Annotated in this window: 9 protein-coding genes; 2 read left to right on the top strand and 7 right to left on the bottom strand. The window is 59.7% G+C overall.

The window, feature by feature from the left end:
* Positions 1-416: 416 nt before the first annotated feature.
* From xylF to HRQ60_RS18410, 4 genes are read right to left on the bottom strand one after another with little or no spacing between them, the layout of a single operon-like run.
* Entirely contained in the window at positions 417-1,730 is a 1,314-nt protein-coding gene (xylF, locus tag HRQ60_RS18425; protein ID WP_172198539.1) for a D-xylose ABC transporter substrate-binding protein, read from the bottom strand.
* On the bottom strand, positions 1,727-3,280 hold the full coding sequence (locus tag HRQ60_RS18420) for a response regulator (protein WP_172198537.1): 1,554 nt from the start codon (positions 3,278-3,280) through the stop codon (positions 1,727-1,729). Before HRQ60_RS18420 ends, xylF begins: the two co-directional genes overlap by 4 nt.
* On the bottom strand, positions 3,255-4,721 hold the full coding sequence (locus HRQ60_RS18415) for a sensor histidine kinase (RefSeq protein WP_172198535.1): 1,467 nt from the start codon (positions 4,719-4,721) through the stop codon (positions 3,255-3,257). The genes HRQ60_RS18420 and HRQ60_RS18415 overlap by 26 nt, the downstream gene beginning before the upstream one ends.
* Positions 4,718-5,695: a sugar ABC transporter substrate-binding protein gene (locus HRQ60_RS18410; RefSeq protein WP_172198533.1), complete on the bottom strand. Its 978-nt coding sequence runs from the start codon at positions 5,693-5,695 to the stop codon at positions 4,718-4,720. Before HRQ60_RS18410 ends, HRQ60_RS18415 begins: the two co-directional genes overlap by 4 nt.
* Before the next feature lie 256 nt (positions 5,696-5,951).
* On the opposite strand from HRQ60_RS18410, the gene HRQ60_RS18405 reads away from it, so the two are divergent.
* A complete protein-coding gene (locus HRQ60_RS18405) occupies positions 5,952-6,689 on the top strand; it encodes a superoxide dismutase family protein (RefSeq protein WP_172198531.1) in 738 nt (245 codons plus the stop codon).
* 114 nt (positions 6,690-6,803) lie between these two features.
* On the opposite strand, the gene HRQ60_RS18400 is transcribed toward HRQ60_RS18405, so the two are convergent.
* Genes HRQ60_RS18400 through HRQ60_RS18390 form a run of 3 tightly spaced genes read right to left on the bottom strand, consistent with a single transcriptional unit; the run spans position 6,804 to position 9,941 of the window.
* Positions 6,804-7,394 carry an STM3941 family protein gene (locus HRQ60_RS18400; protein ID WP_172198528.1) on the bottom strand — a complete coding sequence of 197 codons (591 nt, stop codon included), beginning with the start codon at positions 7,392-7,394 and terminating at the stop codon, positions 6,804-6,806.
* A 43-nt stretch (positions 7,395-7,437) separates the two neighbouring features.
* Complete coding sequence (locus HRQ60_RS18395) at positions 7,438-8,961, bottom strand: ABC transporter permease/substrate-binding protein (RefSeq protein WP_172198526.1); 1,524 nt, start codon at positions 8,959-8,961, stop codon at positions 7,438-7,440.
* Positions 8,958-9,941, bottom strand: coding sequence for an ABC transporter ATP-binding protein (locus HRQ60_RS18390; RefSeq protein WP_172198524.1), 984 nt, complete (start codon positions 9,939-9,941; stop codon positions 8,958-8,960). The genes HRQ60_RS18395 and HRQ60_RS18390 overlap by 4 nt, the downstream gene beginning before the upstream one ends.
* Before the next feature lie 336 nt (positions 9,942-10,277).
* Here HRQ60_RS18390 and HRQ60_RS18385 point away from each other — a divergent pair, with 336 nt between their 5' ends.
* Complete coding sequence (locus tag HRQ60_RS18385; RefSeq protein WP_172198523.1) at positions 10,278-10,922, top strand: NAD(P)-dependent oxidoreductase; 645 nt, start codon at positions 10,278-10,280, stop codon at positions 10,920-10,922.
* Positions 10,923-10,953 lie beyond the last annotated feature (31 nt).

Raw genomic sequence — 10,953 nt, 5'->3', positions numbered from 1 at the left:
GTTCTGGAGTGGAAGGCGAGTAGTACTGGAGTCGAGAGCGGACAGTACCGGAGTCGAAGGCGGGCAGTACTGGAGTGGAAGGCGAGTAGTACTGGAGTCGAGAGCGGACAGTACCGGAGTCGAAGGCGGGCAGTACTGGAGTGGAAATTGGAAGTTTGGAGCTTCCGGGGCGGCCTGACGCAAAATAACTGCACAGGAACCGTTATTTCTTGGTTAACGGCTGGTTGGATCCAAATAAGTGCGCGGCGGCACTTATTTGAGGTTCCGGTACCTGATTCCGCTCGATCCGCTTAGAATAGGTGCTCTCCTGCAGGTATTCTCCGTCCCGAGCGGCCTTTGGAGGAAATAACGGTCGCCATGCAGGTATTTGTCCAAAAAGCTCGGCTGCGGCGCTGCATCCCCGCTAAACCTCCGCCTTACTCGCCTTCTTCCGCCCCATACACGTCTTCCCGCGAATGAAAACCGTCGGCGATCACCGTCTCCTCCAGATTGGAGGCATCGACGGCGATCGGCTTAAGCAGGATCGACGGCACTTCGATCTTGCCGTTGTTGACGCGGCGGGTCGCGCCGGTCGGATCGCCTTTGGCGAGCGCGACGGCCAGGCGCGCCGTCTCTTCGGCCAGCCGGCCGATCGGCTTGTAGACGGTCATCGTCTGCGTGCCGGAAGCGATCCGGCGCATCGCCGCAAGGTCCGCGTCCTGGCCCGCGACCGGAATGCGGCCTTCCAGGCCGTATTCCGCCAGCGCCTGCACCGCGCCGCCCGCCGTGGCATCGTTGGCCGCGATCACGGCGTCGATCCCGCCGGTGCCGTTGGCGTCCAGCGCCTCGCGCGTATGGTCCAGTGCGTATACGGGCTTCCAGTCTTTGGACCACTGGTCGTAGACAATCCGGATATCGCCGCGATCGATCCGCGGCTGGAGCACTTCGAACACGCCGTCTTTGAATTGATGCGCGTTGTTATCCGTATCGGCCCCGCCAATATAGACATAATTGCCGGAAGGAACAAGCTTCGCAATCGTCTGGGCCTGCAGACGTCCCACCTCGATATTGTCAAACGAAACGTACAGATCGACATCCGCGTTTTTGATCAACCGGTCATACGACAGCACTTTGATTCCGGATTTATGCGCTTTGCTGACGATGGCCGCTGTCGCTTCGGCGTTATGCGGCACGACGACGAGTACGTCGACGCCCTGGCTGATCATCGCTTCCGCCTGGGAAATCTGCCTCGCATCGTCGCCGGCAGCCGACTTGACGATCACGTCCGCCCCCAGTTTCCCGGCGGCTTCGACGAACAGGTCGCGGTCTTTCTTCCAGCGCTCCTCCAGCAGCGTATCCATGGCAAAGCCGATCGTGATCGGCTTCTCGCCGCTTACGGCATCCGGCTTGTCCGCCGCTGACGCAGCGTCTTCATCCGAAGCCGGCGCTGCGCTGCCGGTGCCGCTTGGCGTCGAGGCTGACGGAACGGCTCTGCCGGCAGCCTTGGGCGGCGCGGGCTGTTCGCTGCCGGAGCAGCCTGCAAGCGCGAGCAGCAGCGCCAGTACTGCGAGCAGAGGCAGTAGGCGAAGGCGGAGTTCGGCGCTTCTCCGCCGACAGCCTTCTCCGCCTGCTGTGCGGCTCCGTTCGGCAGCTTCCCACCGACATTCCTCTTCGCCTGCTGCGCGGCTCCGTTCGGTGGTTTCCCACCGACATTCCTCTTCGCCTGCTATGCGGCTTCGTTCGGTGGTCATTCTGCGCCTCCCAGGAGGGCTTTGCGGTATTCCGTCGGCGAGATATCGCACATCTTTTTGAATACTTTGCTGAAATAGTTCGGGTCGTGGTAGCCGACTTCGAACGTGATTTCTTTGAGGCTGCGGGCCGGGTCGCTCATCAGCTTCTTCGCCTTGTCGATTCGGCACTGGGTCAGAAAGTCGATATAGTTGACGCCGACCTGCTCCTTGAACAGTTTGCTGATATAAAAAGGGCTCAGTTCGAACTTCTCGCCGATCGATTCGAGCGAAATGTCTTCGTGCGAACGCTCGGCGATATACTGCTTGATCCGCCGTACGGTGTCCGGCTTGATCCGGTCGAGGTGCTCCGCGTACGCTTGCTTGATCCGGTCCAGGATCGAGCCGGTCTCGGCGCGCAGCTGGCGGTAATCGTGCGCCTGGAACGAGAAGGTCGGCGTGTCCATGTCCACGCCCATCTCCGCGAGTACGCGCAGCGCGACCCACAGGCGCTCCGATACGCGCTGCTGCGCCTGCAGGTGGTCCGCCCCTTCGCTCTCGCAGCGGCGCAGGAAATCCAGCGTTTCCGTCCGGATCCCGTCCCAGTCGCCGACCCGAATCTGTTCGAAAAAGTGCTGTTCCCAGCGCTTGTCGGGATAATCCAGTACCGAATCCGAATTCCCGCTCTCCGGCTTGTCCGTATACAGGCGGTAACGGACAGGCTGCTGCGGGTCCGGTGTGGCAAGCAGCGCTTCGCGGTAGGACTGCCGCACCTGCGCCAGCGAAGCGCAGACGCTGCCCACGCCGACGAACCAGCCTTCGTGCACGTTCGAACGGGTTCTGCCGGCTTCGAGCAGCCCCCGGGCCAGGTCGGAAGCCTGGGCGCGAAAAGGCCGGCTGCGGTCGCGGAACGCGATCACCGGAATCTGCCGGCCGTACAGCGCCCCGACCCAGCCCGCGGCTTCGCGGCGTACCCGGTCGCGGATTGCGCCGTAGGCGCCTTCGGCTCCGTCGGGCACCAGCACGGACAGCGCGAAAGTCTCGCTGCCGGCATCCGCCCCGAGCCAGGACACGAGTTCGTCCGAATGCACTTCGTGCACATGATCGAACAGCAGCTGGGTCACGATGTCCGTCTCGATAACCGGCATCACCCGCTCCAACGCGTCTTCGCGCAGACGGCTGCGCTCGCGTTCGATATTTTCCTCGCCGATCTGCTCCAGCACGCGGCCGACCGTCTTTTTAATTTCGCCCGCTTTGCTTGGTTTGAGCAGGTAGTCTTTGACCCCGAGCTTGAGTGCCCGGCGTGCATAATCGAACGTATCGTAAGCGGTAACCATGACGATTTTGATCGCCGGGTATTTTTTGCCGATAATCTCCGCCGCTTCCAGCCCGTCCATGCCCGGCATTTTGATATCCATCAGAATCAGCTCGGGACGGAACGATTCCGCCAGTTCCACCGCCATCTTCCCGTTTTTCGCCTGTTCGATCGTCAGTTCGGGGAAACCTTTTTGCAGTATGGCCTGCAGGCCTTCCCGACCGACCTGTTCGTCATCCACGATCAGCAGCTTCGTCATCGTTGTCGCTTCTCCTTGTCTTCGGTAATTTGAGCAGGACCCGTACGCCCCGCCCTTCTCCGCTGTCGATTTCGATTACATCCTTGATGCCGTAGAACAATCTCAGCCGCCGGACCACGTTGCCGAAGCCGATTCCCGTGGAGTGTCCTTCCGGCTGCATCTCGCGCTCTTCGAGAATGCCCGTCCGCTTCTCTTCGCTCATGCCCGGGCCGTCGTCCGCGACCGTCAGCCACACCGCGTCGCCGCCGTCCGCAATCGTTACGGTAATCGTCCCTCCGCTTTCCGACGGTTCGATTGCATGGATCACCGCATTTTCCACAATCGGCTGCAGCGTCAGACCCGGAATCTGGACGGACAGGCATTTCTCGTCGATCTCCGTCACCAGATTGAGCCGATCCGTGAAGCGCGCCGACTGGATCTCCATGTATTGACGCATCACGCGAACTTCGTCGTAGAGCGTGACCGCGCGGTCGAGCCGCTTCAGATTGTAGCGCAGCAGGCCGGCGACGCTGACCAGCAGATCGCTTGTTTCTTCCGCGCCTTCCAGAAAAGCTTTTTTGGACAGCGTATCGAGAATATTGAACAGAAAATGGGGATTGATCTGGCTCTGCAAACTGCGCAGCTGGCTCTCCTGAAGCAGCAGCCGGTTCTGCTGGAGTTCGCTCTCAAGCCGCGCTTTCTTCCGGATTTCGTAGATCAGGTTGTTGATATTGATCCGCATGCGTTCGAAAGTGGTCGCCAGAAAGTGGATCTCGTCCGTCGAATTCACGACGATCTGCCGCTCGAACCGGCCTTTTGCCAGCTCCTGGGCGGCTTTGGTCAGCTGCTGCACCGGCCTTGTGATACTGAGCGAGAACCAGTAGGTGAACAGCAGCAGCCCGAATGTGATCGACAGCAGAATCCAGATGCCGAGCTTCTTCAGCTCCTGGGCCTGTTCGATGATACTGCGGTAGAAACGCTCGTACGTGTTCAGTTCGATATCGAGCAGCTGCAGCGTCATCTCCGAGATATACCGGGAGATGCGCGTCGCTTCGGCAAAGGTCCGCGTCGATTCCTCGCTTTCCCGCTCCGATTTGAACCGCACCGAACGGTCCGTCGTTTCGAGCAGGCTGTCGATCAAATTCATGTAGCTCGTCAGCGCGAAATCGTTCTTCCCGTTGCGCAGCAGGCCGACCGAACTCTGGGCAGCGCGCAGTTCTTCTTCGCTCCGCCGCAGACTGCTGAGATTGCCTTCGGTCGGCGTGAGCAGGTAGATGTTCAGCGAGTTGACGGTCTGGCGGCTCGCCGCCGTGACTTCGTTCATATTCAGATACCGCTGCAAAATGTCGTTGTATTGATCCTGCGTCTTCTGGTTGTAATAAGTCAGCATGATCCAGATCGCGGCCATGATGAACATGACCAGTGCCGTGAGCGTCCAGATTTTGCGTTGGATTCCGATCATGGCGCATCCTCCGTCGTCAGAAAGCGGATAGCGGTCGGATAGCCTTCGGTGTCCAGCGGCACGGTCTCCCCGTCCAGCCAGCGCATCATCATGCGTACCCCCGTCTGTCCCATCTCGCCCGGCGATTGTTCCACGATGCCGTCCAGCTTGCCCTGGCGCAGCAGCGGCAGGATCTCCGGGTTATCGTCGAACGAATACAGATGATACGGGGCGATCTGCGAGCGCCGTCCGATCTCCTGGACCATGGCCGCCGTCAGATTGGCATCGACCGAGACGAAAGCGCTCACACCGGGAAACCGGTTCATGACCGCCTGCGTGGCCGCGGCGACCTTCTCTTCTTCGTCGGAGGTGGTCACCTCTTCCACGCGAATATCCGGATAAGCGTCCAATACGCCGCGAACGCCTTCGACTCTCCGCTTCTGATCGTATTCTTCGCGTTCGTCGCCCATCAGCACCACGGTTCCTTTTGCTCCCATGTCCTGGACAAGCCGCTCCGCCAGCATTTTCCCGGCAGCCCGCGCGTCGGAACCGACATACGTTTTGCGCATGCTTTCGGACATCGGCACATCGCTTGCGACCGTAATGACCGGAATCCCGGAAAAAGCCGCTTTGACTTTGGTCAGATGGTCGAATTGGTCTTCGTCCATGCCCTGCACGATAATCCCGTCCACTTTGGAATCGATCGCGATCTCAAGCTGTTTGAGAAAATCTTCGCGGTCTTCCCCGTACGTCCCCCATACTTCCAGATTGGCGCCGAGCCGCAGGGCTTCTTCTTCCGCGCCTTCGCCCACCTTGTTCCAGAACGGCGTGCCGAGATCCTGCGTAATCAGCACAAGCCGGTACCGGTCCGTCTCCTGCATCTGCGTCTGCGGCACCTGCCAGGCGGACTGTACGAAACGGATCGCCGATATCATGGTAAAAAACAGAAAGACGGCGCAGATCGAACCAAGCGCCAGACTGATCGTTTTATGCAAACCGCGATCCCTCTTCCCTGATTAAGGATAATTAAAGTATACCATTTTATTCCATAAAGTTCGAAGCATCGTTTCTCCCTGAAGCCAAATCCAGTTTTTCTACTGTAGCAAATCGGCCGCTCTCTGGGTAGCACTATTTTACAGACCTGACTATAAAACAGCTTACACCTTTCGTTTCGCCGGATTCGGGCACGGGTAAGGACCAGCGAAGAGCGCTTTCCCGTCCGATCCCAACTTCCAAGGAGGAATTCCAGACATGGCCAAAAAACCTCTCGGCAAAAAGCACCTCGCGGCTTCATTCGTATGCGGAGCCGTCCTGTTCTCGGGCTTGACGGCCGGAGCAGCCGGCACATCCGTTTCCGCGGTCGTCTCCAAAGTCACTTTTTTCGCGTTCGGCGAACGCCAGCAGACACCGGCGCCTACCGGCCATCACAACGGAACCAATCCTTCGGCGCTGAGCTACAACGGTACGACCTATGTGCCCGTGCGTGCCGTCGGCGATATGCTTGACGTTCCCGTGTACTGGGATGCGTCGAACCAAGCGATCTCGGCCGGCTCCGCCAAGACGATCGTCAAAAATGCCGACGGCAAAACCCGCGGCAGCATCGATCTGACGGAAGAAAAAGACGGCGTACGCGTACAGGTTAATCTGATGGGACTGCCGCCGGGCCCGCACGGTATCCATATTCACCAGATGCCGATCAAAGGCGGCGATTTCGCGACCGCGCTCGGCCACTTCAATCCGACCACCCACGAGCACGGCCATCACAATCCCAAAGGCGCGCATGTCGGCGACTTCACCAAGAACCTGACCGTGGCCGCAAACGGCAAAGTCTCGCAGGAATTTTTCCTTGAAGGCGCGGACCTTCAGCCGGACAGCCCGATGTCGATCGCCGGCCGCTCGGTGATCATCCATGCCGGCCCGGACGATCAGAAGACCGATCCTTCCGGCGATTCGGGAGACCGGATTGCGGGCGGAAACGTGCCGAAATAAACAGGTTTGGCAGTTTTGCGCAGACGCGCAGCCCACACAAAAACACCGAAAAGGCCGCGGCCTTTTCGGTGTTTTTGACGTATTCGTTCGGAAACCGTTATCCCCCGCCCAATCTCAGTACCTTCGGTCGGGATCTTCCGTGCTGCTCGGCGCTGCGCCCGGAGCGCCGTAACGCTGCCAGTACGCTTCCATCTCGATCAGAATATCCGCCGCTTCGCGCCCGAAACCCTGCATCGCAAGATTGACCGGGTACGATACGAGTCCGCGGTTCGCTTTCATCAAGCCCCGGGAAAGCGCGCCGCACCGCTCAAGAAATTCGGCCGGATCGTACAGATCGACGCCGATAAACGGCTGGTTCATCAGCGCATAAGGTTCAATCCGGCTGATCGCGCTCCAGGCCACAAATCCGGCGCCCGAAGCCGATGTATGGTCGTACAGCCCGTTCTCGTCGAGGATCAGCCCCGGCTGCCGGCTTAACGACCGCTTCAGCCCCAAAACCAATCCCGCCAATCCGAGCAGCAGCGACAGTACCCCCATGATTCCGCCGAAGATCGAATGATCTTCCCCCGGCCCGAAGCCGATAATCATCAGATAAAACCCCGCTATAATGAATAGAAGGCCAAACAAAGCAATTTGCAGCATTTTGCCTTTGCGGGGATAATACTCGGCCGGTTTCGCAGGAACCGATCCTATTCCTTCTTGCATGTCGATCCGCCCTTTCCCGGGTCATCCGCTTCTTCGGCCGCTCTTAACGGCTGTCAAGCAGCCCTTTGGCCGTCAGGAACTCCCGCGCCACTTCCGCCGCCGGACGCCCTTCCGCATTGACCGCATAATTCATCTTCCGCATCTCGTCGTCGGTGATCTGCCCGGCCAATACGTTCAGCGTGCCGGCCAGCTCCGGATGGGCTTCCAGAGTGCTCTGAAGCATAAGCGGAGCGCCCTGATAAGGCGGGAACAGTCCTTGATCGTCTTCCAGCACGGTCAAATCGTACTGCGCCAGCTCGCTGTCCGTGGAATAGGCGTCGAGCAGATCGATGTCGCCGCTCTCGATCGCCTGATAACGGACTTTCGGCTCCATCGTAAATACGGTATGGAACTTGATTCCGTACCGCTCCTGAATCCCGAGGTAGCCGTCTTCGCGGTCGGAGAACTCCAGCGTAAATCCGGCTTCCAGGTTATTTTGCAGCGGCTTGAGATCGGAGATCGTCTTGACTTTGTACTGGTCGGCCAATTTCTTCGACATGGCCAGCGCGTACGTATTATTGTAGGCCATCGGTTCAAGCATCGCCATGTCAAACTTGCTTTTCATGCCGTCCCGGGCCTGGGCATACACTTCCGCGGCATCGGTACTGACCGCGGTCGTCTTCATGAATTCGCTGATGGCCGTTCCCGTAAATTCCGGATAAATATCCACGTCCCCATTTTGCAGAGCCGCGAATACGAACGAGGTCTTGCCGAGACCCGGCTTCAGTTCAACTTCAAGGTCGGTATCCTGCTCGATCAATTCTTTGTACATATGGATCAGGATTTCCGGTTCCGCCCCCAGTTTGCCCGCGATCACCAGGTCGGCTTTGCCCGATTGGCCGAAGAGCGGGATAACCAGGAACGCGGCAATTACGATAGCGAACCCGCCCAATGCCGCGAGCGAACGCTTCAGCGACAGCTTCTCGAGGAAACGCAGCGCCGTATCGAAAATGATCGCCAGCAGGGCTGCAGGGATAGCGCCGAGCAGGATCAGGTTCGTGTCGTTGCGGTCGATCCCGAGCAGGATCAGCTCGCCGAGACCGCCCCCGCCGATCAGCGCGGCCAGCGTGGCTGTCCCGATAATCAATACGGTTGCCGTACGCAGCCCCGCCATGATGACAGGCATCGCCAGCGGCAGCTCGACGCGGATCAGCCTCCGGCGGCGGTTCATGCCCATCGCGTCGGCCGCTTCGAGCAGCGAAGGGTCCACTTCGCGCACGCCGGTATACGTATTGCGTACAATCGGCAGCAGCGCATAAATGACGAGCGCGACAACAGCCGGGACACGGCCGATCCCAAGCAGCGGAATCATCAGGCCGAGCAGCGCCAGCGACGGGATCGTCTGCAGGACGGCGGTGACTCCGATCACGCCTTCCGCGGAGCGGGGACTTCGCGCCAGCAGCAGGCCGAGCGGAACCGCGATCAGCGAAGCAATCAGCAGGGATATGAACGACAGGGCGATATGTTCGCCAAGCGTCGACCAGAGCTGACCCTGGCGTTCGCCAAGCACATCAAGAAAAGTATTCATCGCTCTTCGCCCCCTTCGTCCAGCTCGCGGGCAATCCGCTTGAGCGTCCGTTCACGCTCGAGGAGTCCGACCACCACATCGCCGCTTCGCACCAGCAGCCGTTCTTCCGCCGCAAGATGCCACAGCAGCTCCCCGAGCTCGGTGTCGGCTCCGATCGTGACCGCGCCGTCGACCGCCAGACGGCTGTCGGGTTCAAGCGGCTCGCACAGTTCTTCGGCCGTCAGGGACAAGCGGGCTCCGCGCAGCGGAAGTCTCGCGTTCTCCCCGCCCAGAAACTCGCGCACGAAGTCGTTCGCGGGGCGGTTCACGATCTCGTCCGGTGTGCCGATCTGTACGATCTGTCCGCCGTTCATCAGACAGATCCGATCGCCGAGCTTGAGCGCTTCGCGCATATCGTGGGTCACGAATACGATTGTCTTACGGATGGTGCGCTGAAGTTCCAACAGATCGTTCTGCAGCTTTTCCCGCGTGACGGGGTCCAGGGCGCTGAACGGTTCGTCCATCAGCAGGATATCGGGATCGGCCGCAAGCGCGCGCACCACACCTACCCGCTGCTGCTGGCCGCCGGACAGTTCGTCCGGACGTTTGCCGCGGTATACGTCCGGGTCAAGTCCCACCTGGTGCAGCAGACGGTCCACCGTCTTGTCGATCTCTTCGCGGGGCTTCTTCATCAGCTCCGGCACGACCGCGACATTCTCCGCCACGGTCATATGGGGAAACAGGGCGATCTGCTGCAGCACGTACCCGATATTCCAGCGCAGTTCGTTCAGCTTGTATCCGTCGATCGGACGGCCGTCGATATCGATCCGCCCTCCGCTCGCTTCGATCAGACGGTTGATCATCTTGAGCACCGTCGTTTTGCCGCAGCCGCTAGGGCCGATCAGAACGAAAAATTCGCCTTTTTGGACTTCAAAAGACAATCCGGCGGCAGCCGTACGCCCGTCGTCATAAACTTTGGTTACTTCTTCAAATAGGATCATAGTGTTCTCCCGGGTTGATTGTCATGGAATTCGGTCGATCGAGCAGGCAGGCTGCTCTTGTATCAATACCCGATTGAAGCTGCTTGGTATCACGCCAAGGCAAAAAAAGACTCCGGAAGAGATCCTCCGAAGTCTGAACGCTCAAGTCCGATCCTGCCTGCTCTGCGCGCCGGGGTCAAACCGTGCGCCGGCGGGCGGAACCGGGTGTATGCCGACCCAAAGGCTGCAAAGTTGAAACCGGAACGCCGGAATCGCATAATGGTAAAGAGGACTGCCGCCGCAGCGGCGGCAGATCCCGATACCGAATTTCCAGGATCGATATAGATGGAGGGTCACATGAATCAGTCTAAGCTCATCGCCGTCATCGGCGGAACGGGCAGCGTGGGACGCTATGTCGTCAGCTGTGCACTGCAGCAGGGCTACCGGGTGCGGATGCTTGTCCGGAACGTGCGAAGCATGCAGCTTCCGCCGGAAATGGCCGCGAGACTGTCCGTTGTGCAAGGAGACGTTACGCGTTTCGATTCGCTGCGCGAACTGCTGGCCGGCTGCTCCGCCGTCATCAATACGTTCGGCAGACCGCCGGAAGAAGAACCGCTTTACAGCACGGTGACCTGCCGTGTGATCGAAGAAATGGAACGGGCCGGCGTACGGCGCTATATCGGCGTAACCGGACTGTCGCTCAAAGTCCAGGGCGAGCGCAAGTCGTTTGGAGGCCGCGTCGTCTCCCGCATGCTGCGTTCGCTTCATCCGCAGTTCGCTTCCGACCGGCTGCAGGAACTGAACGTGCTTCAGCACAGCTCCGTGGAATGGACGCTGGTCCGTCTGCCGGTCGTCAAGGAAGGCCAGGGCGGATGCGCGGTCAAAGCCGATCCCGAACGGATGACAGGCAACCGGATCTACAACGGCGACGTTGCGCGCTTCCTGGTCGACCAGGTCGGCAAACCCGATTTCGTCCGGCGCTGTCCGTTTATCGGCAGCTGACCGGCATTCTATTCCCAAAAGGAGGATCGAC

Origin of the sequence: Saccharibacillus qingshengii (assembly GCF_013185195.1) — a bacterium.
GTDB classification, from domain to species: Bacteria; Bacillota; Bacilli; order Paenibacillales; family Paenibacillaceae; genus Saccharibacillus; species Saccharibacillus qingshengii.
Note: the sequence above shows the minus strand (reverse complement) of the source record. Positions and strands in the feature narration are given on the sequence as shown.